At 65.8% G+C, this 24,869-nt stretch carries 22 protein-coding genes and 2 pseudogenes; 10 read left to right on the top strand and 14 right to left on the bottom strand.

The genetic code is table 11. From position 1 onward, the window contains the following. Window positions 1–20: 20 nt before the first annotated feature. Window positions 21–890: a dehydrogenase gene (locus NM962_03400; GenBank protein ID UVO13207.1), complete on the top strand. Its 870-nt coding sequence runs from the start codon at window positions 21–23 to the stop codon at window positions 888–890. Window positions 891–895: 5 nt separating this feature from the next. Here the strand turns inward: NM962_03400 and NM962_03395 are convergent, their stop codons facing one another. Both NM962_03395 and NM962_03390 read right to left on the bottom strand, forming a co-directional pair. After that, window positions 896–2,437 carry a HAMP domain-containing histidine kinase gene (locus NM962_03395; protein ID UVO13206.1) on the bottom strand — a complete coding sequence of 514 codons (1,542 nt, stop codon included), beginning with the start codon at window positions 2,435–2,437 and terminating at the stop codon, window positions 896–898. After that, window positions 2,434–3,114, bottom strand: a complete 681-nt coding sequence (locus tag NM962_03390; protein UVO13205.1) for a response regulator transcription factor — start codon at window positions 3,112–3,114, stop codon at window positions 2,434–2,436. The genes NM962_03395 and NM962_03390 overlap by 4 nt, the downstream gene beginning before the upstream one ends. Window positions 3,115–3,476: 362 nt before the next feature. Here NM962_03390 and NM962_03385 point away from each other — a divergent pair, with 362 nt between their 5' ends. Then, entirely contained in the window at window positions 3,477–3,719 is a 243-nt protein-coding gene (locus tag NM962_03385; protein ID UVO13204.1) for a hypothetical protein, read from the top strand. Between the two features lie 5 nt (window positions 3,720–3,724). Beyond that, a complete protein-coding gene (locus NM962_03380; GenBank protein UVO13203.1) occupies window positions 3,725–3,922 on the top strand; it encodes a hypothetical protein in 198 nt (65 codons plus the stop codon). A gap of 11 nt (window positions 3,923–3,933) precedes the next feature. Here the strand turns inward: NM962_03380 and otsB are convergent, their stop codons facing one another. Then, entirely contained in the window at window positions 3,934–5,052 is a 1,119-nt protein-coding gene (otsB, locus tag NM962_03375) for a trehalose-phosphatase (protein ID UVO14533.1), read from the bottom strand. 98 nt (window positions 5,053–5,150) lie between these two features. Between otsB and NM962_03370 the strand changes: the two genes are divergently transcribed. Beyond that, window positions 5,151–6,014 (top strand): universal stress protein, encoded by an 864-nt coding sequence (locus NM962_03370; protein UVO13202.1) that lies wholly within the window; start codon window positions 5,151–5,153, stop codon window positions 6,012–6,014. A gap of 9 nt (window positions 6,015–6,023) precedes the next feature. On the opposite strand, the gene NM962_03365 is transcribed toward NM962_03370, so the two are convergent. After that, complete coding sequence (locus NM962_03365; GenBank protein UVO13201.1) at window positions 6,024–8,921, bottom strand: MMPL family transporter; 2,898 nt, start codon at window positions 8,919–8,921, stop codon at window positions 6,024–6,026. Further along, window positions 8,918–9,349 carry an MmpS family protein gene (locus NM962_03360; protein UVO13200.1) on the bottom strand — a complete coding sequence of 144 codons (432 nt, stop codon included), beginning with the start codon at window positions 9,347–9,349 and terminating at the stop codon, window positions 8,918–8,920. Before NM962_03360 ends, NM962_03365 begins: the two co-directional genes overlap by 4 nt. 114 nt (window positions 9,350–9,463) lie before the next feature. Between NM962_03360 and NM962_03355 the strand changes: the two genes are divergently transcribed. Both NM962_03355 and NM962_03350 read left to right on the top strand, forming a co-directional pair. Next, entirely contained in the window at window positions 9,464–12,760 is a 3,297-nt protein-coding gene (locus NM962_03355; GenBank protein UVO14532.1) for an error-prone DNA polymerase, read from the top strand. A 22-nt stretch (window positions 12,761–12,782) separates the two neighbouring features. Next, window positions 12,783–13,430, top strand: coding sequence for a nitroreductase family protein (locus tag NM962_03350; protein ID UVO13199.1), 648 nt, complete (start codon window positions 12,783–12,785; stop codon window positions 13,428–13,430). A gap of 61 nt (window positions 13,431–13,491) precedes the next feature. On the opposite strand, the gene NM962_03345 is transcribed toward NM962_03350, so the two are convergent. From NM962_03345 to trxB, 5 genes and pseudogenes are all read right to left on the bottom strand, one after another. Beyond that, window positions 13,492–13,974: a hypothetical protein gene (locus NM962_03345; GenBank protein UVO13198.1), complete on the bottom strand. Its 483-nt coding sequence runs from the start codon at window positions 13,972–13,974 to the stop codon at window positions 13,492–13,494. 24 nt (window positions 13,975–13,998) lie between these two features. Next, window positions 13,999–14,448, bottom strand: coding sequence for a hypothetical protein (locus NM962_03340; protein UVO13197.1), 450 nt, complete (start codon window positions 14,446–14,448; stop codon window positions 13,999–14,001). A gap of 120 nt (window positions 14,449–14,568) precedes the next feature. Beyond that, a pseudogene (locus tag NM962_03335) lies at window positions 14,569–15,210 on the bottom strand (DUF1326 domain-containing protein). Window positions 15,211–15,370: 160 nt separating this feature from the next. Beyond that, the gene (locus tag NM962_03330; GenBank protein ID UVO13196.1) at window positions 15,371–15,835 is read right to left on the bottom strand and encodes a tRNA (cytidine(34)-2'-O)-methyltransferase; all 465 of its coding nucleotides are present in this window, start codon (window positions 15,833–15,835) and stop codon (window positions 15,371–15,373) included. 81 nt (window positions 15,836–15,916) lie between these two features. Then, window positions 15,917–16,924, bottom strand: a complete 1,008-nt coding sequence (trxB, locus tag NM962_03325) for a thioredoxin-disulfide reductase (GenBank protein ID UVO13195.1) — start codon at window positions 16,922–16,924, stop codon at window positions 15,917–15,919. A 496-nt stretch (window positions 16,925–17,420) separates the two neighbouring features. On the opposite strand from trxB, the gene NM962_03320 reads away from it, so the two are divergent. After that, window positions 17,421–18,890, top strand: coding sequence for an MFS transporter (locus tag NM962_03320; GenBank protein ID UVO13194.1), 1,470 nt, complete (start codon window positions 17,421–17,423; stop codon window positions 18,888–18,890). A 258-nt stretch (window positions 18,891–19,148) separates the two neighbouring features. On the opposite strand, the gene trxA is transcribed toward NM962_03320, so the two are convergent. From trxA to NM962_03300, 4 genes are all read right to left on the bottom strand, one after another. Then, on the bottom strand, window positions 19,149–19,487 hold the full coding sequence (gene trxA / locus NM962_03315; GenBank protein ID UVO13193.1) for a thioredoxin: 339 nt from the start codon (window positions 19,485–19,487) through the stop codon (window positions 19,149–19,151). A gap of 75 nt (window positions 19,488–19,562) precedes the next feature. Continuing rightward, on the bottom strand, window positions 19,563–20,276 hold the full coding sequence (locus tag NM962_03310; protein UVO13192.1) for a sirohydrochlorin chelatase: 714 nt from the start codon (window positions 20,274–20,276) through the stop codon (window positions 19,563–19,565). Further along, window positions 20,273–21,031 carry a phosphoadenylyl-sulfate reductase gene (locus NM962_03305; protein ID UVO13191.1) on the bottom strand — a complete coding sequence of 253 codons (759 nt, stop codon included), beginning with the start codon at window positions 21,029–21,031 and terminating at the stop codon, window positions 20,273–20,275. Before NM962_03305 ends, NM962_03310 begins: the two co-directional genes overlap by 4 nt. Further along, entirely contained in the window at window positions 20,995–22,662 is a 1,668-nt protein-coding gene (locus NM962_03300) for a nitrite/sulfite reductase (protein ID UVO13190.1), read from the bottom strand. The genes NM962_03305 and NM962_03300 overlap by 37 nt, the downstream gene beginning before the upstream one ends. 381 nt (window positions 22,663–23,043) lie before the next feature. Between NM962_03300 and sat the strand changes: the two genes are divergently transcribed. From sat to NM962_03285, 3 genes and pseudogenes are all read left to right on the top strand, one after another. Beyond that, window positions 23,044–24,300 carry a sulfate adenylyltransferase gene (gene sat, locus NM962_03295; protein ID UVO13189.1) on the top strand — a complete coding sequence of 419 codons (1,257 nt, stop codon included), beginning with the start codon at window positions 23,044–23,046 and terminating at the stop codon, window positions 24,298–24,300. Window position 24,301: 1 nt separating this feature from the next. After that, on the top strand, window positions 24,302–24,607 hold the full coding sequence (locus tag NM962_03290) for a hypothetical protein (GenBank protein UVO13188.1): 306 nt from the start codon (window positions 24,302–24,304) through the stop codon (window positions 24,605–24,607). A gap of 97 nt (window positions 24,608–24,704) precedes the next feature. Then, window positions 24,705–24,831 (top strand): annotated as a pseudogene (locus NM962_03285) (NAD(P)/FAD-dependent oxidoreductase). The last annotated feature ends 38 nt before the right edge of the window (window positions 24,832–24,869 follow it).

Here is a 24,869-nt window from a genome sequence, read left to right as displayed (position 1 = left end):
TCCGAGGTGAAGGAGAATCCGTGGCACTGGACCCGACGGCCATTGGCGCGACCGCCGACCCGATGCCGTTCGCATGGACCGAGCGCGACACCATGCTCTACGCGCTCGGGGTCGGCGCCGGAACAGCCGATCTGGCGTTCACCACCGAGAACAGCCATGACACCCCGCAGCAGGTGTTGCCCACCTACGCCGTCATCTGCTGCATGGGCTTTGCGGCCGTCGGCAAGATCGGCACGTTCAACCCGGCGCTGCTGCTGCACGGCTCCCAAGAGGTGCGACTGTTCGCGCCGCTGCCGCCCGCCGGAAGCCTGCAGGTGGTGGCCGAGGTGGCCGACATCCAGGACAAGGGTGAGGGCAAGAACGCTGTCGTGATGCTGCGGGCGCGCGGCACCGATTCGAAGACTTCCGAACTGGTCGTCGAGACGCTGACCACCCTGGTCATCCGCAAAGCCGGCGGCTTCGGCGGGGAACCCGGGCAACGGGCCCTCGCGCCGCAGATCCCCGACACCGAACCGGATTCCCGCGTCGTGTACGCGACCCGGGAGGACCAGGCGCTGCTCTATCGGCTCTCCGGCGACCGCAACCCGCTGCACAGCGATCCATGGTTCGCCACCACGCTGGCCGGTTTCCCCAAGCCGATCCTGCACGGGCTGTGCACCTACGGTTTCGCTGGTCGTGCGCTGGTTGCCGAGCTTGGTGGCGGCGACGCCAGCCGAGTCAGCGCCATCTCGGCGCGGTTCACCGACCCGGTGTTCCCGGGCGAGACGCTGACCACCTCGATCTGGCGGACCGAGCCGGGTAAGGCAGTGTTTCGCACCGAGGCCGCGGGTCCCGACGGCGCCAACCCGCGAGTGGTGCTCGACGACGGCGCGGTGGAATACCAGGTCTGACGCTGCTAGTCAGCGCTCTCCCCGGGTGCCAGCGGCAGGCTGAGCCGGAATGCCGCGCCGGTCTGGCTGGGCAGACATTCGAGGCCGCCGTGATGCGCCTGTGCCAGTGCCCTGGCGATCGACAGGCCCAGACCGGCTCCGCCGGAGTCGCGATTGCGCGCATCGTCGAGGCGGACCAGCCGATCGAAGATCCGCTCGCGGTCGGAGTCCGGGACGCCCGGGCCGGTGTCGACGACGGTCACCTCGGCTACCTCGAGGTCGTGCTCGCGGCGGCCGGTGCGCACGATGATCTCGCCGCCCTGAGGGGTGTGCCGACAGGCGTTGTCCAGCAGGTTGGACAGGATCTGCGCGATGCGTTGCGGATCGGCATGGACCGGCAGGGCTCGACCGTCCCCGCTGAGGCGGACCGTCAGGTGGGGCGCCAGCATGGCGGCCCGCTCGACTTCGGCGGCTGCGATCTCGGCTAAGTCAACGTCTTCGCAGCGCAGGGCCACCCCGGCGTCAATGCGCGCGATATCGAGCAGGTCGCCGACCAGCCGAGCCGCGCGGCGGGTTTCAACCGTCAGCAGGGTCGCGAATCGACGCCGGCGAGCGGCGTTTCCGGTGTCGGCGGTGAGCTGCTGGGCCAGCGCCTGAATTCCGGCGATCGGGGTGCGCAGTTCGTGTGCGGCGTCGGAGAGGAACCGGCGGGTATTCGCCTCGGCTCGCTGCGCGGCGGCTGCGGCTTGGCGGGCGTCGCTCTCGGCGGTCTCCAGGGCGTCGAGCATGCTGTCGAACGCGGCGGCAGCCTGCCCGAGTTCGGTTTGCGGCCGATCCGGGCGCAGTCGACGGCCCCGGTCGCCGCGGGCGATCAGCTGTGCGGTCGCGGTCATCCGCTGCAACGGGGCCAGTGCCCGGGCGGCGGCGAGGCCGACGAGCAACGCGACCAATCCGAGCCCGATCGTGCCGCCGATCAGCAGGTCATGCCGGAGCTCTGCGTGGCGTGCGCTGATTCCCGAGGTGTCGGCCACCAGGGTGAGTGTCGAACCGTCCGGCAGCAGGCGGGTCACCGTGGTGCTCGTCCACTGGCCGAGCGGTGGTGCTGGTGGCGGCGGTGGCCCACCGGGCGGGGGCGGTGGCGGTGGCCCGCCGGGCGGTGGTGGCGGCGGCCCCCATCCCGGGGGTGGCGGTGGTGGCGGCGGCCCCCATCCCGGAGGTGGCGGGGGCGGCGGACCCCATGCCGGCGGTGGCGGGGGTGGTGGCGGCGGAGGTTGCCATGGTGCGGGCCGAAGGGACAGATCGCCGTAGGCGGCGCCGTCCCGACTGATCACCTGAACGCGAATATCGTTGCCTTGCAACTGGGTTACCAGAGCGGCCGGACTCACCCCGGCCTCGACGAGATTGGCGGCACGAACGGCGGTGTCGTCGAGCCGCGCCCGTAGGTCACGGTTGAGTTGTGCGCCGAGCAGCTGGTCGCCGGCTACGCCCAGCACGAGCAGCAGTGCAGCGATCACGCCGACCGTGGCGACCGTCGCCCGCCGGCGCAGCGATGGGGTGGGAGTGCTCATGGGCGGGCGGCCGCCAGCCGATAGCCGACACCGCGGACGGTGTGCAGCATTCGCGGCCCGTGGGCCTCCAGTTTGCGGCGCAGACCGCTGACGTAGACCTCGACGAGGTTGGCGTCGTAGGCGTCGTAGCCCCACACCGCCGCCAGGATCCGGTCCTTGCTCACGGTCCGGCCACGCTGCTCGGCGAGATAGCCGAGCAACTTGAGTTCGGTGCCGGTCAGCTCCAGTACCGCACCGGCACGGCTCACCACGCCGGCCTCCAGGTCGACCACCAAGTCGCCGACCTGAATCGCCGACGGCACTCGTCCACGCCGTCGTAGCACCGCTGCGATACGGGACAGCAGTTCGGCCAATTCGAATGGCTTGACCACATAGTCGTCGGCGCCGGTGTCCAGCCCGCGTAGCCGATCGTCGAGTGCGTCTTTGGCGGTGAGAAGGATGATCCCGGTGTCGCCGTAGTCGCGCACCACATCGATCAGGGCGAATCCATCCCGGCCCGGCAACATCACGTCGAGCACCACCAGATCCGGGCGGAATGCCGGTAACACGTCCTCCAGACCGCGACCGTCGACCCGTCCGCCGCTGACGAATCCGGCGTCCGCGAGCGCCACCACCACCGTCTCGCGGATCGCGTCGGAATCCTCTACCACCAGCACCCTGGGTGCGCTGTTGTGCACCCTGCCATTGTGACCGCCCGATTGCTGAAGCCGAGCTGAGCAAACCGGCTCCAGGCGCATGTTTTCAGCTGCGCTTCAGCGTTGTGGCGCAGCGTTGATGGCAGCAGTGCACGACGGACGGAGGAAATCATGACTGATTCGGAACATGTCGAAACTTCGACCGCACCCCCCAGCCCGACGCCCACTCCCGACAGCCCGGCGCGACGGCTGATCAAACGGCCGTGGTTCACCACGGTCGCCGCCGGTGTCGGCGGCCTGATCGTCGGAGGACTGGCCATGGCGAGCTGTGCCGGGTCGTCGGTAAGCTTCGGGCCCGGTCCGATGCCCCCGCTCCCCGCGCCGATCGCGGCCATGGCCCCGCTGTGGCCGGCGCCGCCACCTCCTCCGTTGCCGCCGGGCCCACCGCCGCCTCCGGGGTGGGGCCCGCCGCCGCCCGGGTGGGGAGCGCCGCCGCCACCGCCTCCGGGGTGGGGCCCGCCGCCTCCGGGGTGGGGCCCACCGCCTCCGGGGTGGGGAGCGCCGCCGCCACCGCCTCCGGGGTGGGGAGCGCCGCCGCCCGGGTGGGGAGCGCCGGCACCGCCTGCACCACCGCGCTGAGCCGGTGATGATCATGGTGTTATTGCTCGCGTCGGTGGCTGCCCTGGCTTACTGGCTGGGCACCCACCGCCGAGCAGATGAGGACAACCTGGCGGGCTGGCGTCCCTGGCTCCTGGTTGCCGGGACAGTGTTGGGTGTCATCTTGCTGGCCAGCCTGCTCACCGGCGGCCCGGGGCCGCTGTGGGGCCCGGGCCCGATCTTCGGTCCGTAACCGGTGGTGCGTCAGCCGGCCAGGCGCTCCGCCAGCCGCGCGGTGAACCCAGCGACTTGAGCCGGACTCTCCAGGGCATAACGGGCGGCGGTCGCACGATCGCCGTCGTCGTTGTGCCGCACCACTATTCCGGAACCCGACAGTTCGGCGACCGCGTCGAACGCGTCCTCGTCGGTGATGTCGTCGCCGAGGAACAGCGGTGTGCTCACCCCGGCCATCCGATCCAGCAGCCAGTGCAGGGTACGTCCCTTGTCCCAGTCGATCTCGGGGCGAAGCTCGATTACCTCGCGCCCGGTCGTGACCCGCAGCCCGCGGCGCCGACCGGTCTCGCGCACCGCCGCCAGTACCTCGCCGACCCGATCCCGGGCGGCGTTGCGGTAGTGCACGGCAACGGCGAAGCGTTTGTGTTCCACCATGATTCCCGGGATTTCACCGAGCTGCTCATTGAGTGAGCCGGCCGCGGCGGCCAGCACCAGCACCGCATCGACGGCGGCGTCGTTCTGGTGGTGGGTGCCGTCCGGCCCGATCAGCTCGAAGCCGTGACTGCCCGCATACCAGATCCCGTCCAAGCCCACCCGGGTCCGCACGTCGGCCAGATCGCGACCGGACAGCACCGCGACCGGGCATTGGGCGGCCAACGCGGCCAACGCATCCACCGCGCCGGCCACCGGTCGGGCCGCGTCGGGATCGTCGACGATGTCCGAGAGAGTCCCGTCGAAATCGAAGAACACCGCCGGGTGATCGAGGTCGCGCAACTCGGCAGCCGTCATCGCATCCGGCAACGCCGACATCGGCCGATCGCCGGTACGCACCTGCACCGCGTTCGGATCAGCCACCACCGCGTCACCGCCATCGCATCCCACACCGATCACCAGGGCGAATCCGGCACTGCGAGCGGAGATTACCCCCGATTCGGAGTCGGTGAGTACCACGCAGCGGCCCGGCCGCACCGCCAACCCGGTGGCGGCAGCCACCAGTTCGGCGCCTGAACCGTCGGAAGTTGCCTCGGCGACCGCGGCCACCCGCACGCCCGCCTGCCGGAGCCGTTCGGTCAACGCCGCCGTGTCGGCACCCCCGTCGAGCCGCAACAGCACCGCGTCATGCCGGCGCGGGTCGATCGTGACCGACATGCCAACCATGTCCACCACGGTGCCACAGCCGCGCTCCGATTAGCGTGGTAGGGGTCTAGAGAGGTCGTCGAGCGCAAAGAGAAAGGTAGGGAGCCCCGATGTCGTCCACTCCCGGAATCCTGGTCGGTGTCGACGGATCACCGTCGTCGGTAGCCGCAGTCGATTGGGCGGCGCGTGACGCCGCGCTGCACAACCTGCCACTCATCCTGGTGCACGTGCTGGCCTCCCCGGTGGTGATGACGTTCCCCGAGACACCGATGCCGCCCGGCTACACCGAGTGGCAGCGTGATCAGGGCGAGCGCTACCTGCGCGAGGCCGTCGAGATCGCCGAGGCGGCCGGCGCGACCCGGGTCACCGCGGAGACCGTCGTGGGATCCACGGTGCCGATGCTGGTGGACATGAGCCGCGAGGCCGCCCGCCTGGTGGTCGGTTCTCGCGGGCACGGGCGGATGCGCCGGCTGTTGCTCGGCTCGGTCAGCTCGTCGTTGGTGCGGCATGCGCACTGCGCGGTCGTGGTCATCCACGAAGACCATCTGCGCCCCGACACCGCCCCGGTGGTCGTCGGTATCGACGGGTCCCCGGTGTCGGAGGCCGCAACGGCGCTGGCATTCGAAGAAGCCTCGCTGCGCGGGGTGGAACTGATCGCGGTGTATGCCTGGCACGACACCGGACTGCTGGACTTCCCCGGCATCGACACGGCGGCGATGGCGTCCGAAGGCGAGTTGGCCCTGGCCGAACGGTTGGCGGGCTGGCGGGAGCGCTACCCCGACGTCACGGTGCGCCGAGTGGTGGTCGATGACCGACCGGCCGACCAACTCGTCGACCAATCCCAGGAGGCTCAGCTGGTGGTGGTGGGCAGCCACGGCCGCGGCGGCTTCACCGGCATGCTGCTGGGCTCGGTCAGCCAGGCGGTGGTGCAGTCGGCCCACACACCGGTCGTCGTTGTCCGCCCGCCGGCATAGCGGCCAGCGTCAGCTGACCGACGCCGGTTCGCTCGCCCGGGCCATGGCCTGCTGCGCCACCGGACTCGGCCGCAACGGCACTCGCTGCGGCCACCAGAACCAGCGGCCCAGCAGCGCGGCGATCGACGGCGTCATGAACGAGCGGATCACCAGGGTGTCGATGAGCAGACCCAGGCCGATGGTGGAACCCACCTGACCGATTACGCGCAGGTCGGAGACCAGCATCGACATCATGGTGAACGCGAACACCAGGCCCGCCGAGGTGACCACGGAGCCACTGCCGCCCATGGCGCGGATGATGCCCGTGTTGATTCCGCCGGGGAGTTCTTCCTTCATCCGGGATACCAGCAACAGGTTGTAGTCCGAACCCACCGCCAACAGGATGATCACCGACATCGCCAGCACCATCCAGTGCAGGTCCAGGCCGATGATGTGCTGCCAGATCAGCACCGAGATCCCGAACGACGTGCCCAGTGAGAGCAGCACCGTGCCGACGATCACCGCCGAGGCCACCACGGCCCGGGTGATCAGCAGCATGATGATGAAGATCAGGCACAGCGACGCGATGCCGGCGATGATCAGGTCGTAGGCCGACCCGTCCTTCATGTCCTTGAACATGGCCGCGGTACCGCCGAGATAGACCTTGGAGCCCTCCAGCGGGGTGCCCTTGAGCGCCTCGTGCACGGCGTGCTTGATCGGCGCGATGTGGCTGACGCCCTCCGGGGACATCGGGTCGCCCTCATGGCTGATGATGAACCGCACCGCGTGCCCGTCGGGGGACAGGAACATCTTCATGCCGCGCTTGAAGTCGGGGTTGTCGAACGCCTCGGGCGGCAGGTAGAACGAGTCGTCGTTCTTGGAGTCGTCGAACGCCTTGCCCATGGCGTTCTGGCCCTCCATCATCTTCTCCATCTGAAGCTGCAGGCCCTCCATGGTGGACTGCATCTTCAGCTGGGTGACCCGCATGTTCGACATGGTCTCGATCATCGGCGGCATGATCTGCATCATCCGCGGCATCAGCTTGTCGAGGTTGTCGATGTCGGGCAGGACCTTTTCGAAGTCCTCGGTCATCTGGTCGAGGCCGTCCATCACGTCGAAGATCGACCGGATCGACCAGCAGATCGGGATGTCGAAACAGTGCGGCTCCCAATAGAAGTAGCTGCGCATCGGGCGCCACATGTCGTCGAAGTCGGCGATCGCGTCGCGCATCTTCTGGATGTCGTCGAGCATCTGGTGCATCTTGAGATCCATGCTGTGGGTGGTCGCCGACATCTCGGTGGTGACCTTGAGCATCTCCTTCATGCTGTCGATCGACACCTGCATGTCGTCGCCCATCTTGAGCATGTTCTTCATGCTGTCGAGCTGGTACTTCATGTTCAGCTGCTGGGTGGTGCCCTGCATGCTCATCGCGAACGGGATCGTGGTGTGTTCGATCGGCGTGCCCAGCGGCCGGGTGATGGTCTGCACTCGCCCGATGCCCGGCACCTCGAACACCCGCTTGGCGATCCGGTTGATCACCAGGAAGTCGGCCGGGTTGCGCAGGTCGTGGTCGGTCTCGATCATCAGCAGTTCCGGACTCATCCGGGCCTGGGAGAAGTGCCGGTCCGCGGCGGCGTAGCCGATGTTGGCCGGCACGTAGTCCGGCAGGTACTGCCGGTCGTTGTAGTTGGTCTTGTAACCCGGCAGCGTGAGCAGGCCGATCAGGCAGACCGCCGTGGTGGCCACCAGCACCGGCCCCGGCCAGCGCACGATCATCGCGCCGATCCGGCGCCAGGTGCGGATCCGCATCGCCCGCTTGGGTTCCAGCATGCCGAAGCGGCTGGCCACCGCCACGACCGCGGAACCGAACGTGAGCGCCGCGAGAACCACGACCACCATGCCGATCGCCAGGGGAACGCCCAGCGACTGGAAGTAGGGCAGTCGGGTGAAGTGCAGACAGAAGGTGGCACCGGCGATGGTCAGACCCGAGCCCAAGATCACGTGCGCGGTGCCGTGATACATGGTGTGGAAGGCCGACTCTTTGTCCTCGCCGAGCGCTCGGGCCTCTTGATAGCGGCCCAGCAGGAAGATCGCGTAGTCCGTCGAGGCGGCGATCGCGAGTGTCACCAGCAGGTTCACCGCGAACGTCGACAGGCCGATGATGTTGTAGTAGGCCAACACGGCCACCACGCCGCGGGCAGCGCTCAGCTCGAAGACCACCATGCCCAGCACCAACAGCACCGTGCCGATCGACCGGTAGATGGACAGCAGCATCGTGATGATCACCACGAATGTCAGCGCGGTGATGATCTTCAGGCTTTTGTCGCCCGCGATGTGCTGATCGGCGTTGAGGGCGGCCCCACCGGTGACGTAGGCGTGCACCCCCTCAGGTGCCGGGGTGTCGGCGATGATCTGCTGGACGGCCTCGACCGACTCGTTGGCCAGGGTCTCGCCCATGTTGCCGGCCAGATACACCTGAACGTAGGCGGCTTTGCCGTCCGGGCTCTGCGACCCCGCCGCGGTCAGCGGGTCGCTCCAGAAGTCCTGGATGTGCTCGACGTGGGTGTGGTCGGCCTCCATCTTGGCGACCAGCTGGTCGTAATACTTGTGCGCGTCGTCGCCGAGCGGCTGGTCGCCTTCGAGGACCACCATCGCCGAGCTGTCCGATTTGAACTCGTCGAACACCTTGCCGATGCGCATCATCGCGATCATCGACGGAGCATCGCGGGGGGCCATGGACACCGCGCGCATCTTCCCGACTTCGTCGAGTTGCGGCACAACGACATTCACCAGGACGGTGATCGCTAACCAGGCCAAGATGATAGGCACCGCGAGCCGGCGGATCCATGCCGGGATGCCGCCGCGCTTGGGCTGCGGCGACGCCGGCAGTGTGTCGGTCGGGGTCTCGTCGCTGGTGTGCTTGCTCATGCGGATTTCACAATGCAGAAGGTCTGGGCGCTCACGGGGCCGGTGGCGATTCTTTCTTCTTTGATGACGCCGTCGATGGTGACGCGGCAGCCGATGGTGGCGCCGTCACCTTGGGCGACGATGTTGGGGCTCACCGCCGGGTTGGTGGTCGACAGGGTCAGCGACCACGGCAGGCTGGCGCCGTCGATCCGCTGCGGGGTGGCGTCGAGGTCCAGATAGTTGATGTCGGCGTAGGTGCCGTCCGGGCTGAAGATGTCGTAGACCACGACCTTGGGGTGGAACGGCTTGGTGTCCTCGAAGGGGGTAGATCCTGAGCCACTGTCGTCGGCTCCGAAGAAGCCGCGGACTCGTTGCACGGTGAACCCCCCTACCGCGACGACTATGACGATGAGCAGGGGTAACCACGCGCGTCTGAGAGCGCCGAACATGAAAGCAGTGGCCCTTTCGCATCGTGCCGGAATCTGACACAGATTAGTGCATCAAAGTTCTTTTTCACACCCATCCCAGACCGTCTCGCACATATGTTCGATATCGTGAAGGGTATGGGCTGGGGCAGTGGGCCGCCGAGCTGGGCGGAAATGGAGCGGGTGCTCGATGGTAAGCCTCGTCACACCGGTATTGCGGCCGGTGTGTCGGCGGATCACGGCTCGTCGTTCCCGCAGGTCGAGCCGCTCCGGCCGGCTGGGCGGACGGCATCTTCCCTGTCTTCCCCGCCTTATGCCGAGTTGCACGCGCACTCGGCGTACAGCTTTCTGGACGGGGCCAGCAACCCGCAGGAGCTGGTCGCCGAGGCCGCCCGGCTGGGCCTGCGGGCGATCGCGCTGACCGATCACGACGGTTTATATGGGGTGGTGCGGTTCGCCGAGGCGGCCGCCGAGCTGGAGGCTGCGGGCCTTCAGATAGGCACCGTGTTCGGCGCCGAGTTGTCGCTGGGGAGGGTGGCTCGTACCGATGACCCGGACCCGCCCGGTCCGCACCTGCTGGTGCTGGCCCGTGGCCCGGAGGGTTATCGGCGGTTGTCGCGGCAGATCGCCGCCGCGCACCTGGCCGGCGAGAAGGGCAGGCCGCGTTTCGATCTGGATGCGCTGACCGAGGCGGCGGGCGGGCACTGGCACATCCTGACCGGCTGCCGCAAGGGCCACGTCCGCCAGGCGCTGGCCACCGGTGGCCCGGATGCGGCCGCCGCCGCGCTGGCCGACCTGGTCGACCGGTTCGGGGCCGCGCGGGTCAGCGTGGAGCTGACCCGGCACTTCGACCCATACGACGACGAGCGCAATGCGGCACTGGCCGCCCTGGCGCCCCGGTTCGGGGTGGGGCTGGTGGCCACCACCGGCGCGCATTTCGCCCGGCCGGACCGAGGCCGGCTGGCGATGGCGATGGGAGCGATCCGAGCCCGGCAGTCTTTGGACATCGCTGCCGGCCGGCTGGCTCCGCTGGGCGGGGCGCATCTGCGGTCTGGTGCAGAGATGGCCCGATTGTTCGCGCAATATCCCGGGACGGTCACGTCTGCGGCCGAACTCGGCGAGCAGTGTGCCTTCGCGCTGCAGCTCATCGCTCCGCAGCTGCCACCCTTCGAGGTGCCGGCCGGGTATACCGAGGACAGTTGGCTGCGCCGGTTGACCCTGGCCGGCGCGCGGAGGCGTTACGGGTCGCCGGAGCGGTCGCCGAAGGCGTACACGCAGATCGAGCATGAGCTGAATGTCATTGCCAAGCTGGGCTTTCCGGGCTATTTCCTGGTGGTGCACGACATCACCCGGTTCTGCCGGGAGAGTGACATCCTGTGTCAGGGCCGGGGATCGGCGGCCAACTCCGCGGTCTGCTACGCCCTCGGTGTCACCGCGGTGGATCCGGTGGGCAATGGGCTGCTGTTCGAGCGGTTCTTGTCGTCGGAGCGCGACGAGCCCCCCGACATCGACATCGACATCGAGTCGGACCGGCGCGAAGAAGTCATCCAGTATGTCTACAAGCGCTACGGGAGGGACTACACCGCCCAGGTCGCCAACGTCATCACCTACCGGGGTCGCAGCGCGGTGCGCGACATGGCCCGGGCGCTGGGCTTCTCTCCAGGACAGCAGGATGCTTGGAGCAAGCAGGTCGGCCGGTGGCATGGGGTGGCTGAATCCTCCGATACGGAAGGCATTCCCGAATCGGTGATCGACTTGGCGACCCAGATCGCCGACCTTCCTCGGCATCTGGGCATCCACTCCGGCGGCATGGTGATCTGTGACCGCCCGATCGCCGACGTGTGCCCGGTGGAATGGGCCCGGATGCCCGGACGCAGCGTGCTGCAGTGGGACAAAGACGACTGTGCGGCCATCGGTCTAGTGAAATTCGACCTGCTGGGGCTGGGCATGCTCTCGGCGCTGCACTATATGAAAGACCTGGTGGCGCAACATCAGGGTGTGAAGGTGGACTTCGCCCGAATCGACCTGTCCGAGCCCGCGGTGTACGAGATGCTGACCCGGGCGGATTCCGTCGGGGTGTTTCAGGTGGAATCGCGCGCCCAGATGGCCACCCTGCCGCGGCTGAAGCCGCGGGTGTTCTACGACCTGGTGGTGGAGGTCGCGCTGATCCGCCCGGGACCGATCCAGGGCGGCTCGGTGCACCCCTACATCCAGCGGCGCAATGGTCAGGCCTTGGTTGAGTACGAGCACCCGTCGATGAAACCAGCGCTGCGCAAGACGCTGGGGGTGCCGCTGTTTCAGGAACAGCTGATGCAACTCGCCGTCGACTGTGCGGGGTTCTCGCCGGCCGAAGCCGACCAGCTGCGCCGGGCCATGGGTTCTAAACGGTCCACCGAGCGAATGCGACAGCTGCGCACCCGGTTCTATGACGGCATGGCGCAGTGTCACGGCATCACCGGTGAGGTGGCCGACCGGATCTACGAGAAGCTGGAAGCCTTTGCCAACTACGGATTTCCGGAGAGCCACGCGATGAGCTTCGCGTCGCTGGTGTTCTACTCGGCCTGGTTCAAGCTGCACTACCCGGCGGCGTTCTGCGCCGCGCTACTGCGGGCACAGCCGATGGGTTTTTACTCGCCGCAGTCACTGGTGGCCGATGCCCGCCGGCACGGAATCGTCGTACACGGCCCGGACGTCAACGCCAGCCTGGCGCACGCCACATTGGCCGAAGCCGGAACGCAGGTCCGGATCGGACTGGGCGTCGTCCGTGGCATCGGTACTGACCTCGCTGAGCGGCTGGTGGCCGACCGTGAAGCTCATGGGCCATTCGCTTCACTCCTGGATTTGACTGCCCGGGTTCAGCTTTCGGCGGCACAGGCCGAGGCGCTGGCGACCGCAGGCGCGTTTGACTGCTTCAGTATTTCGCGCCGCGAGGCACTGTGGACGGCCGCGGCAGCGGCGGGGCAGCGGCCGGACCGGCTGCCCGGGGTGGGGGTGGCGACGCAGACTCCAGCGCTGCCGGGGATGAGCGCGATCGAGCTTGCCGCCGCCAATGTGTGGGCCACCGGGGTGTCCCCAGACAGCTTCCCGACCCAGTTCCTGCGCGCCGACCTCGATGCACTCGGGGTGATTCCCGCCGACCAGCTGCTGAGCGTGCCCGACGGCACCCGGGTGCTGGTGGCCGGGGCGGTGACGCACCGGCAACGGCCGGCGACCGCCCGCGGGGTCACGTTCGTCAACCTCGAGGACGAGACCGGGATGGTCAATGTGCTGTGTACGCCGGGGGTGTGGCAGCGGCATCGACGGCTGGCGCAGACCGCGATGGCACTGCTGATCCGCGGGCGGGTGCAGAACGCCAGCGGGGCGGTCACCGTGCTGGCCGATCGGCTGGGCTCTCTTGAGTTGACTGTGAGTTCGCGCTCTCGGGATTTCCGGTAGGCATCGACGGTAACCTCCATCCATGAACCTCAACTTGTCCGCCGACGAAGTCCTGACCACCACGCGATCGGTCCGCAAACGCCTCGATCTCGACAAGCCGGTTCCCCGCGAGGTGCTGATGGAGTGTCTTGAGATCGCTCTGCAGGCGCCCACCGGATCCAACGCTCAGGGCTGGCAGTGGATGTTTGTCACCGACCCGGTCAAGAAGCAGGCGCTCGCCGACATCTACCGGGCGAACGCCATGCCGTATCTGAACCGGATGAAGCCCGACTACGGCGACGGCGACGTGCGCAGCGAACGGATGGAGTTCGTCAGCGGCTCAGCCAAATATCTGGCGGAGAACCTGCAGGACGTACCGGTGCTGATGATCCCGTGTCTGGAGGGCCGGCCCGAGACGGGAGGACTGGGGCTCAGTGCGTCGTTCTGGGCGTCGCTGTTCCCGGCCGCGTGGAGCTACTGCCTGGCGTTGCGCAACCGTGGACTGGGTTCCTGTTGGACGACGCTGCACCTGCTCGGGGACGGCGAGAAGCAGGCCGCCGAGGTGCTCGGCATCCCGTACGAGGAGTACAGCCAGGGCGGGCTGTTCCCGATCGCCTACACCAAGGGCACCGACTTCAAGCCGGCCCAGCGGCTGCCGGCCGAGCAGGTGGCGCACTGGGACAGTTGGTGAGGTCCGGGTCTGGGTGAGTATCCCAACCAGGTTCCGGGCCAAGCGAACCCAACACTTATCGTCAACATCCCATGCCGCCCCACATCGACTGAGCGCCGGTGTGGCCGATGCGGATGACCAGCCACGTCGACGCGGCCGCGAACACCAGAGTGCCTGCTCCGGTGACGGTGATGCCGATGCGACGGATCGCCGGTGACATCGTGCCCACTTCGTCGGCAAACAGTGGGGTATGCAGCGCCCACCACCCGATCATGGCGATGGTGAGCAGCGCGGACCACAGGACCAGCTGAGCCCCTAGCGCGGCGTGACGCTGGAGGATCTCACCTCCCATCACCCGTTGCTGGAGCCGGCTGCCGGCCGTCGTGGTCAGCGGGATCGCGATCAGCGTGCCCACCGCGACGAACAACGCGGTGCCACTGATGCGGCGTCGTGCGCCGGGCCAGAGCACGGCAAGTACGGCCAGTAGGGCGGTCACGGGAACCAAGGTCGCGACCAGGTGTGCAAGCAGCGGATGTACCGGTAGGCCATTGATGGTGTCAAGCACGAGGGCTCCCTTTCCGGTCGCGAATCACGGCTTGTCGCAGCACTTCTTGTCCGACTTGTGCATGGGCATGCCTGGCTTCATAGGCTTGTTGGGCCCCATTTCGTCGCGTGGCATCTCGCCGTGCTTCTTCATGTTCGGGCCCATCTCGTCGTGGCCCATCTCGCCGTGCTTCTTCATGTTCGGGCCCATCTCGTCGTGGCCCATCTCGCCGTGCTTCATCATGTTGGGGCCCATCGCGCCGTCGGGCATCGGCTTGTCGCAGCATGATTCCTCGGGTTCATGGCCGTTGGCCTCGGGTGCATGCATGGCGTGCGACGTCATAGCCGGAGTCGGGCCCAAGGTGAGTGCTCCGGATGACCCTGCCCAGGCTCCGGCGACGAAGACTGCCACCGCGATGCCGGTGTAGGCCGATGTGGCGGCAACTCGGCGCTTGTGCTCACCGAACTTGGTGCTGAGTTTGCGGAAGATTCCCATCGTCTTTCCTTTCGGTGGTGGTGAAATCGCTTCTTCTGCGGTGCTTTAGGTGCCGCAATGGCAGCCTGAACGACTGTCAACGCCCGCACTGTCCTGCTCAGCTCCTGGGCTATCCGGGTGCGGTTGCCAGTCGAAGGGGAAGTGTTTGCTTGAGCCGCCGCGGTATTCGTGGGAGTAGTCGAAACCCTTTGCCTGGTCGCGTTTGACTACGCCCCACGTCGCCACCTGGCCCGGGCCGACCTCCGCGCCTGGTGCGTTGACGGTGGTGACCCGCCGGTTCGGATCCGACGTCGGGCCCGTGAGCGCCTCGACACGTACGTCGACCTTGCCCGGTATCTCCGCGCGCCAGTACGCCAGATCATCGGCGGCTTCAAAGGCGATCGGTGCGTACTCGATCTTGTCCAGCGTGCCGATCAGGCTGCCGAATTCGCCCGGCCAACCGCCCGCTTTCCCAGTGAAGATGCGCTCGAGGGCGTAGCGCTGGTCCGTGTCCGCTTTGGCGTCGATGTAAAACATCAATTTCATCGTGGTGTCGGGATCGTCGACCCACATGTTTCCCTCGAACTCACCGAGGGCGATCACGCCCAGGCCGGCGAGATCGATGTCGCCGTAGTGCCCCTCGTGGACCTGCCAAACCAGGGTGAACAGGCAGTCTCCGTGGGTGGGTTCCTGGGCGAAACTGCACGGGCAGGGCAGCTTGCAGCTGCACACGTCAAACCACTCGCCTCGCAAGTGCCAATCCACTGCCGTCGCCGACGTCATGAGTTCCTCCCTTTATCTATACCCCTAGGGGGTAAGGGTATGGACAAGACCGTACACGGTCTCGCCGAGTGGTGACAAGTACGTCGCCTTGCGGACTCGGTCTGCCGGTCGCCCATGCCGCTGGGGGAGCGGCCTCACCCGGAGGCTGGGCTGAAGGTGGCTACACCCCGTCGGCGAACCCGTGCTGGCGCCACGCCTCGTAGACCGCGACGGCGGCGGCGTTCGACAGATTCAGTGACCGCCGCCCGGCCAGCATTGGGATGCGCACTCGAGCGGTGATGTGTGGGTCGGCCAGTGTCGCCTCGTCCAAGCCGGTGGGTTCGGGGCCGAACATCAGCACGTCGCCGGGCTGATAGCTCACATCGGTGTAGGGGATGTGGGCGCCGGCGGTGAACGCGAACACCCGGCCGTCACCTAGCGCCTCCCATGCCGACGGCAGCGACGCGTGCACTCGCACCCAAGCCAGGTCGTGGTAGTCCAGCCCGGCGCGGCGCAGCTTGGGCTCGGACAGGTCGAAGCCCAGCGGCTCGACCAGATGCAGTTGCGCGCCGGTGGCCGCCACCATGCGGATTGCGTTGCCGGTATTGGGCGGGATCCGCGGTGAGTAGAACAGCACGTTGAACACAACACGTCATCCTTGCGGTTAGCGGGCCAAATCGCTCTCCCCACGCCGTCGCGCGTCGGTGGGCCGTGCACCGTCCGCCACTCACGGCAGTGCTTCGAGCAGGCCGCTGTCGGTCGAGGCGCCCACGCCTCCCACGGCAGGCGTCGCCGTCGGTGGATTGCCCTCGGCCAGCCAGCGCTCGGTGTCGATAGCGGCTGCGCAACCCGAAGCGGCGGCGGTGACCGCCTGGCGATACCTGCGGTCCATCAGGTCGCCGGCCGCGAAAACGCCTTCCAGCGACGTGCGGGTACTGCCGGGCTGGGCCAACACGTAGCCGTCGGCGTCGACTGCCACCTGATCGCGTACCAATGCCGAACGCGGGTCGTGGCCGATCGCGACGAACACACCGGTCACCGGGAGTACCGATTCGACACCCGCGGTGTCGCGCAAGCGCAGTCCGGTGACCGTGTCGCCGCCTTCGACGGCGACCACCGTGTTGTTGGTGACGAACCGGATCTTGCCCTCGGCGCGGGCCCGGGTCACCATGATTCGGGAGGCGCGGAACTCGTTACGGCGGTGGACGAGTGTCACGCTGCGGGCGAATCGGGTCAGGAAGACGGCCTCCTCCATCGCCGAGTCGCCGCCACCGATTACTGCGATGTCCTGGTCGCGGAAGAAGAATCCGTCACACGTCGCGCACGAACTCACCCCGCGCCCGAGCAGTGCTTGTTCGCCGGGGACATTCAAGTACCGCGCCGCCGCACCCATCGCCAGGATGACGGCCCGTGCTCGATGGGTTTCGCCGTCGGCGGTGACAACCGATTTGACCGGGCCGGCCAGGGATACCGAGTCGATGTCTTCGGTGCGCAGTTCCGACCCGAATCGCAGCGCCTGCTCTCGCATCCGATCCATTAACTCGGGGCCGGTGATCCCTTCGGGGAATCCCGGGTAGTTCTCCACCTCGGTGGTGGTCATCAGCGCACCGCCGAACGATGTGCCCTCGAATACCAGCGGCGCCAATTGCGCACGTGCGGTGTACAGGGCAGCCGTGTAGCCGGCTGGACCGGAACCGATGACAATCACGTCGTGGACCCTGGTGGTGGCAGACATTGTGGGCCTTTCGGTTCGAACCGGCCTCCGCCGTCAGCAGATATCGGTAAAACGTATTTGATCAGTGATCTCGCCGTGAGCCTACCTCAGGCGGTGCACGTCATTCCGTGACGAAGGGGTAACGCATTCCTCACACACAACCAAATGCTGTAGGGTCACAAAGTGCTGAGGTATAGCTTTTGCGACGCAATTGGCCTAATGCCACACCGGGTCAACGAGGGCTTGTGACAATTGACTGTTGTGATTCATCGGGGCGGTCGAAGCCGCGGAGAAGTTGCTTGGACCATACCTTGAGCTGCTTAAATGTGACCAGGGATGCTTTCTTGCGCCGGCTAAGTGCATGATAAGCATCCGCTCGCCTGAGAATTCTGATGGTGATAGTTCTTTGATTTGCCGAGGCAGGCGCTCACTGGTAATCGACAGCAATTATTACGGAGCCCATGACCTAGCGGGCGTACTGTCCACGGCGACCCGCTTTCGGCTGCTAGGAGTTTGAATGACGCACAGTCATCAAATTTTCGATTGGAATCCTGAAGATATTGCTGCGTGGGAAGGCGGCAACAAGAATATCGCGCGGCGCAACCTGTTGTGCATGATGGCCGCCGACCACGTCGCCTTCTCGATCTGGGCGCTCTGGTCGGTCATGGTGCTGTTCATGCCGGAATCCGAGTACGGGCTCTCGACCGGCGACAAGTTGCTGATCACTGCCACCGCCACCTTGACCGGGGCCGCGCTCCGGATCCCGTACACCCTGGCGATTGCGCGCTACGGTGGCCGCAACTGGACGGTGTTCTCGGCGTTGCTGCTGCTCATCCCGAGCGTCTGGACCATCCTCCTGTTGGCCAACCCGGGCCAACCGCTGTGGATGTACGTGATGTGCGCCGCACTAACGGGATGCGGAGGCGCCAACTACGCGGCATCGCTGGCCAACATCAACGCCTTTTACCCGCAACGGCTCAAGGGCGGGGCTTTGGGTCTCAGCGCCGGCATCGGTAACCTCGGGGTGGCCGGCGTCCAAGTGGTGGGCCTGCTGGTCCTCAGCACCGTCGGGAGCAAACCGTACTGGGTATGTGGCATCTACCTGGTTCTTTCGGTGGCCGTGGCGATAGCGGCGGCGCTGTTGATGGACAACCTGGACCACGCGATCGAGGTGGAGACGCTGGGGGACGTCATGCGCGTGCCTGATACCTGGGTCCTCGCGCTGCTCTACGTCGGCACCTTCGGGACGTTCATCGGATTCTCGTTCGCGTTCGGCCAAGTGCTGACGGTCAATTTCATCGCTGCAGGACAAGCCGCCAAGGCGGCGTCATTACACGCTGCCCAGTTCGCCTGGATCGGGCCGCTGCTGGGGGCGCTGTCGCGGATCTACGGTGGTCGACTGGCAGACCGGGTCGGCGGCAGCAGGGTCACCCTTGTCGTCTTCGTCGGGATGATCGCCACCACAGCCGCATTGGTCGCCATCAGTATCCGCAGTGATCACTCTGCGGGCGGTACAACCACCGGCACCATGGTCGGATATGTCGCGTGCTTGCTCTGCCTGTTCACGCTGGCCGGATTCGGCAAGGGCTCGGTGTTCAAGATGATTCCCGCGGTCATTGAAGCGCGCAGTCACTCGCTTGGACCCGGAATTGATGAAACCGAACGCCGCCATTGGTCGCGGAACACGTCAGGGGCGTTGATCGGATTTGCCGCGGCGGCCGGGGCGGCCGGCGGGGTCGGCGTTGACATGGCTTTGCGCGCGTCGTACCGCAGCACCGGATCGGACACATCGGCTTTCTGCCTGTTCTTGGTGATCTACGCCGCGGCCGCCGCGATCACCTGGCTGGCATACGTGCGCCGCCCCTATGCCAGTCGGTCGGTCATGTCGGGCCGAACTGCCGCGGAGCCGGAGCCGCGGTCCTCGGCAAGTGCGGTGGCCGGTGACGTGTTGGTCGGACTGCCGATCTCCGGAGAAGAAGCCCGCTGATACGGGAACCGACGCTTGCCTATTCGTCGGGCAACGGTCCCGCCGGCCTGGGCATCGGATGCAGCGGCCGAGATGCCACGTGCCGTGGGAACCGGCTTCCGAGCCTTCCCGGGGTGGGCGCATGCGCCGACGAATGTGCCCGGCGGATTCCCCGCGGGGCATCAGCTCGATGCGGGCTGCGCCGGCGGCCAGAAAAAGGTGTTGGCTATGCGGGCCCGTCGGTTCACGATGCCCCGTCCTGCCACGGCGGGTAGCCGGTCACTCGTGTTCGGCGAGTGCCCGCAACAGCGCCGCCTTGCCCTTGGTGCCGGTGATCCGGGTTACCGGATTACCGTCCTTGAACAGGATCAGCGTCGGGATCGAAGAGATCTGGAACTGCCGGGCGGTCTCGGGATTGGCGTCGACATCGAGTTTGGCGACGACGAGCTGGTCGGCCTTCTCTCCGGCTATCTCTTCGAGCACCGGGGCGACCATCTTGCACGGGCCGCACCAGGTAGCCCAGAAGTCAACGAGGACAGGGAGTTTGCTCGACAGCACCTCCGAGGCGAAGGAAGCGTCGGTGATGGTCACCGTGGCGGGACTGTTGATGTCGGGCATTGAAAGTCCTGTCGATTCTCGATTCATTGCCGCTCTTGGTCGCAGCGGGCATCGAAGTGGTTGGCGTTGCTAGGATCAGGCGGCGGCCGGCTGAGCCAGCGCCCGGTCGTAGCGGTTCGCCACCGTCTCGGCGACGAGCGGATGCGCCCCCAACGGTTCCGCAAGCGGAATCTTGCTCTCCGCAGCGAATTTCGCCACACGGTCGAGCAGAAGGCCCGGAGCCAGGAACCAGGGTGTGATCGCCACCCGACGGATCCCCCGTCGACGCAACTCGTCTACGGCTTGCTCCGGAGTCTTGCCCGACCCGGTCACGAACGCGGTCGTCGCCGCGGCCCAACAGGTATCGGCGGCCAGCTTGGAAGCTACCTGCACCGTCCGGGCATTCGCCTCGGCAACCGAAGAACCGACCGCGGTCACCACCACGCCGAGCTCAGTGTCGAATTTGGAGACGCCCAGTTCCGCCAACCGGTCGTGCATCACGGTGATCAACCGGTCGTCCTCACCGAGCGGGTCCGCATTGCGCAGAGCTGTTCGGCAATTTTTCACCTGTTCGGGAATGTCGATGCGGGCGTGGTAGGCGCTCGACAGCAGGAACGGCGTGAGCACTGCCTGCCGCCCGATCGGCAACGCGGCAAGAACGTCCCGGAGACTCGGCGCATTGTGCTCCAAGAACGCCACCCGCACGTCCAGGCGCGGGCGACTCTCGGCCAACCGGTCGGCTACGGCGCGTAGGTTCGCCGCCGATCGCGGATCTCTGCTCCCGTGAGCGGCCAGAATGAGCGGGGTCATGAGGAGTGCAGCCCGCATTCGGTCTTGTTGCTACCCTGCCAGCGCCCGCTGCGCGGATCTGAACCCGGCGCCGGCTTGGCGGTGCACGGAGCGCAGCCGATCGACGGATAACCCTCGTCCACCAGCGGGTTGACCAGCACGTGATGCTCAGCGATGTAGTCCGCCATATCTTGGTCCGACCAGGCGGCGATCGGATTGATCTTGACCAGGTGGAACTGTTCGTCGTAGGAGATCAGCGGCGCGTTGGCGCGGGTCGGCGCCTCTACCCGGCGCAAACCGGTCACCCATGCCGAGTAGTTGCGAAGTGTCCTGGCTAATGGCTCGACCTTGCGCAGCCGGCAACACGTCGCAGGATCACTGGCGAACAGATCTTTGCCGTAGGCGGCGTCCTGCTCGGCCACGGTCTGCTCCGGCTCGACATTCACCATGTCGATGTCGTAGGACGCCATCGTGGCGTCGCGGGTGCCGATGGTTTCCGCAAAGTGGTAACCCGTGTCCAAGAACAACACCGGAACTCCGGGGCGAACCTTGGCGGCCATGTCGATGAGCACCGCGTCCGCCATGTTCGACGCCACCACGTAACCGCAGGCGCCGTCCCCGCCGAAGTTCTCGTCGGTCCAGCGCAGCAGCTCGATCGCTGTCGCATCGACGAGCTCAGCCGCTCCGCGGTCCGCCAGTTCACGTAACTTGGATTCGTCCAACGTATCCTCCTGGTTGCTCAACGCAATTCCGCCTCTTCGGCTCGGATCGCCCATTGGGCGAAGCGCTCGCCGTCTTCCCGCTGGTTCATAAAGTTGCGCACCACTCTGTCGATGTAGTCGCCGATTTCATCGCTGGTGATTTTGTGCTGGCGTAGTTTTCGGCCGAAACCGCTGTCGGCGCCGATGCTTCCCCCGAGGTGCACCTGGAAGCCTTCGACCGAGTTACCGTTGCCGTCGTCGACCAACTGGCCTTTGAATCCGATGTCGGCAACCTGGATCCGGGCGCAGGAGTTCGGGCAGCCGTTGATGTTGACGGTGATCGGAACATCCAGTGTTGCGTTGAGGTCGGCCAGCCGCTCCTCGAGCTCGGGGACCAGCGTCTGCGCACGTACCCGGGTTTCGGCGAAAGACAGCTTGCAAAACTCGATTCCGGTGCACGCCATCAGATTCTTTCGCCACAGCGACGGCCGGGACGGCAATCCCAACGCATCCAGGCCGGCCACCATCTCGTCGACCTTGTCGTCGGGTACGTCCAAGATCACCAGCTTCTGATACGGGGTGAATCGGGCCCGCTGCGTTCCGGCCTGTTCCATCAGGTCTGCCACCGTGCACAGGATTGTTCCGGACACCCGCCCGGCGATGGGTGCGACGCCAATCGCGTTGAGCCCGTTTTTCTGCCGCTGTACGCCGACATGGTCGATCGGGTGCGGAACCGGCGTGGGTGCGGGACCGGAGATCAGCTCACGTTGTAGATATTCGGTCTCCAGAACCTGCCGAAACTTCTCGACGCCCCAGTCTTTGACGAGGAACTTCAGGCGGGCCTTCGAGCGCAGTCGCCGATAGCCGTAGTCGCGGAACAGCATGGTGACCGCTTCCCAGACGTCGGGGACTTCGTCGAGGGGCACCCAGGCCCCGAGCCGCTGCGCCATCATCGGGTTGGTGGACAGTCCACCGCCGACCCACAGGTCCATCCCGGGACCCAGCTCTGGATGGTTGACACCGATGAACGCGACGTCGTGGGTCTCGTGTGAGACATCCTGTAGGCCCGAGATCGCCGTCTTGTACTTCCGGGGAAGGTTGGCGAACTCAGGATTGTCCATGAAGCGCCGCAGGATCTCGTCGATCGCCGGTGAGGGGTCGAGCACCTCATCGACCGAGTCACCCGCCAGCGGTGAGCCATGGATGCCGCGCGGGCAGTCACCGCAGGCCTCGGTGGTCTGCAGGCCGACCGTGGCCAGACGGTCCCAGATCGCCGGCACGTCCTCGACGTTTATCCAGTGGAACTGCACGTTTTCGCGGTCGCCGATATCTGCGGTGTCGCGCGCGAATTCTTGGGAGACCTGGCCGAGCGTACGCATGGTGGCGACCGACATCGGCTTGCCGTCCGAACGGACTCGCATCATGAAGTACTTCGCTTCGATGGTGTCGATATGCTCGTCGCCGGTCCAGGTTCCGTCGTAGCCCTGCTCGCGCTGGGTGTAGAGCCCCATCCAGCGGAACCGGCCGCGCAGGTCGGTTTTGTCGATGCTGTCGAAGCCCTGCTTGCTGTAGACGTTGAGAATGCGGTCGCGCACATTGAGCGGCGCATCGTCCTGCTTCATCCGCTCGCTGTCGTTGAGGGGCTCGCGCTCCCCGAGCGCCCATTGGCCCTCACTGCGCCCCTTGGCTGTTTGGGTGGTGGTCATCGGTGTTTCCTCCCAAGGAAAGATGTCCTGGCCTGCGCCGCCCGCATCAACGCGGTTCTGCTACCCGTGAGCAGATCTGAGTCGGCGATTCACGGCTGCTGCAATCTTCGGATTGGCCACTCGGTATTGATGATTCCCCGCCGGTGACACCCCCGGTAGCTCGGCAAACCTTGTGACGCCACAACGTTTACTTGTTGCCAGGACCAATGTTGCGACAGGCAACTCGCAGTATGTTGAAGATCGTTCGGAAACCTCCTGTGCAGCAACAGCGTTCACTGCTGTTCAGCGTCGGGACGATTCTGAACCGCAAACGTGGATCAAATCCGTTGACAGCACAGCGGCGTCCCCGGATTGCGGAGACTTCAGGAAAGGGAACAGAACATGGAGTACATCGGCCACGGTGGCATGCCGATCGTGGAACGGGTGTCGTCCCTCGACGCGATCCCGGGAATCGCGGCCCTGCCACGGATTCCGATAAAGAGATCAATCGCCCACGAGGTCATTGACCTCTCCTACGGCTTCTTCACGCCGCTGACCGGATTCATGGGCCGGCAGCAGGTCGAGACAACCCTGGAGGACATGCAACTCCCGGACGGCACTTTGTGGAGCATCCCGATCGTCCTCGATATTTCGCGCGAGGATCTCAAGCGATACGGGGTTGACCAGCAAAGTCGCGTCGTCCTCGAATACCAGAACACCCCGATGGCCGTGCTCGACGTCGAGGAGATCTACGACTTCGACCTCGAGAAGATGGCGGAGAAAACCTACGGCACCGTGGATGCCCGCCACCCGGGCGTCAAACGGGTGATGTCCGGTGAGAGCACGTTCATCGGCGGGCCGATAACGCTGGTCAACGAACCCGTCTTCAACGAGCCGTTCAGATCGTTTTGGCGCACTCCCAAACAGCACATCAACGCTCTTCGGACGAAGGGCTGGAAACATGTGGTCGCTCACCAGACCAGGAATGTCCCGCATACCGGTCACGAGAGTCTGATGAAGTACGCATGGTTCGCCGCAAATGAGGACATGCCGATCTCCGAGTCCCGGACCGGGGTTCTGGTGAACCCGATCATCGGGGAGAAGAGGGTCGGTGACTACATCGACGAGTCGATTCTTCTCGCCCACGATGCACTGCGCATCCACAACTATTTTCGCGAGAACGTGCACATGGTCACCCTCACGCTCTGGGACATGCGATACGCGGGCCCGCGGGAAGCGATATTCCACGCGATATTGCGGGCAAACTTGGGCTGCACGCACCACATGTTCGGCCGAGACCATGCCGGCGTCGGCGACTTCTACCGGCCCTATGACGCTCAAGATCTCCTCGTCCGCTATCGGGAGAAACTGGCCGTCAAGCCGGTCTTCCTCCGGGAGAACTGGTACTGCCCCGAGTGCATGGAGGTGGCCAACTCCAGCCTCTGCGGTCACGATTCAGTGGCGCAGAGCTTCAGCGGCAGTGTGATCAGAAGCGTGCTCACCGATGAGGTCAAGCCGACGCGCATGGTGATGCGGCCAGAAGTTTACGACGTCACGATGAAGGCGGCAATCGATTATGGGGAAGGTACTCCATTCGTGACGGAGAAATATCTGCAAGACAGGCAACCGATCTTCTCTCTCGAAAAACTGGAGTACTGACATGACCCGAAGCGTTACCGGTGTCCAGATCAAGATCTGGATCAATGACGAGCGCCTGCGTCTACTCGAAGAGGTCGGCATGGCGGACCGTGCGAATGACGAATTCGCCGGGATGAAAGTGCTGGTCCTGGACGTCACCGAGGACCAGAAAGACGAGCTCCTGGCTCGTCATGCTGCGGCTAAATATGATTCCTCGACGACCTCGTCGATCGAACTTCTGCCCAAAGAGGCGAAGGATAAACTATTGGAGTTGTCCATTTTGCTGAATTCAACCGGACCGGAAGTCGTCGACCGCTACTTGGCCTGACTCGGCCTTCTGGCCGTGCTGTCGGGGAAATTCTGAAACTGCCGAGGTGGACGAAGCGCGGGGCAAAGAAGAAGGTTGTCATCCTGGGGTTGGAGACCTGAGTGTCGTCAAGGAACTCCCGCGAGACAGGTGTCGCGCTGGACGATATCGACCTGACCGTCGTCGACGAACACTTCTCGCATTTCCCCGGCTTCACGTTGCCGTGGCTGATGCGTGGGTGGCGCAGCGGGTGCTTTCAGGTCGGCTCTTTCGGGTGTCATTC

This window comes from Mycobacterium sp. SVM_VP21 (assembly GCA_024758765.1).
GTDB classification, from domain to species: domain Bacteria; phylum Actinomycetota; class Actinomycetes; order Mycobacteriales; family Mycobacteriaceae; genus Mycobacterium; species Mycobacterium heraklionense_C.
This window is presented reverse-complemented; position numbering and strand designations above follow the sequence as displayed.

Excerpts from the sequence above, each read along its gene's own strand:
- sat (UVO13189.1), top strand. The coding sequence starts at position 23,044 with ATGGAGTACATCGGCCACGGTGGCATGCCGATCGTGGAACGGGTGTCG.
- NM962_03350 (UVO13199.1), top strand. The coding sequence starts at position 12,783 with ATGAACCTCAACTTGTCCGCCGACGAAGTCCTGACCACCACGCGATCG.
- otsB (UVO14533.1), bottom strand. The coding sequence starts at position 5,052 with ATGTCGGTCACGATCGACCCGCGCCGGCATGACGCGGTGCTGTTGCGG.
- NM962_03310 (UVO13192.1), bottom strand. The coding sequence starts at position 20,276 with ATGACCCCGCTCATTCTGGCCGCTCACGGGAGCAGAGATCCGCGATCG.
- NM962_03360 (UVO13200.1), bottom strand. The coding sequence starts at position 9,349 with ATGTTCGGCGCTCTCAGACGCGCGTGGTTACCCCTGCTCATCGTCATA.
- NM962_03365 (UVO13201.1), bottom strand. The coding sequence starts at position 8,921 with ATGAGCAAGCACACCAGCGACGAGACCCCGACCGACACACTGCCGGCG.
- trxB (UVO13195.1), bottom strand. The coding sequence starts at position 16,924 with ATGTCTGCCACCACCAGGGTCCACGACGTGATTGTCATCGGTTCCGGT.
- NM962_03300 (UVO13190.1), bottom strand. The coding sequence starts at position 22,662 with ATGACCACCACCCAAACAGCCAAGGGGCGCAGTGAGGGCCAATGGGCG.
- NM962_03290 (UVO13188.1), top strand. The coding sequence starts at position 24,302 with ATGACCCGAAGCGTTACCGGTGTCCAGATCAAGATCTGGATCAATGAC.
- NM962_03355 (UVO14532.1), top strand. The coding sequence starts at position 9,464 with ATGGGCTGGGGCAGTGGGCCGCCGAGCTGGGCGGAAATGGAGCGGGTG.
- NM962_03370 (UVO13202.1), top strand. The coding sequence starts at position 5,151 with ATGTCGTCCACTCCCGGAATCCTGGTCGGTGTCGACGGATCACCGTCG.
- NM962_03305 (UVO13191.1), bottom strand. The coding sequence starts at position 21,031 with ATGGGCGATCCGAGCCGAAGAGGCGGAATTGCGTTGAGCAACCAGGAG.
- NM962_03340 (UVO13197.1), bottom strand. The coding sequence starts at position 14,448 with ATGGGAATCTTCCGCAAACTCAGCACCAAGTTCGGTGAGCACAAGCGC.
- NM962_03320 (UVO13194.1), top strand. The coding sequence starts at position 17,421 with ATGACGCACAGTCATCAAATTTTCGATTGGAATCCTGAAGATATTGCT.
- NM962_03380 (UVO13203.1), top strand. The coding sequence starts at position 3,725 with ATGGTGTTATTGCTCGCGTCGGTGGCTGCCCTGGCTTACTGGCTGGGC.
- trxA (UVO13193.1), bottom strand. The coding sequence starts at position 19,487 with ATGCCCGACATCAACAGTCCCGCCACGGTGACCATCACCGACGCTTCC.
- NM962_03395 (UVO13206.1), bottom strand. The coding sequence starts at position 2,437 with ATGAGCACTCCCACCCCATCGCTGCGCCGGCGGGCGACGGTCGCCACG.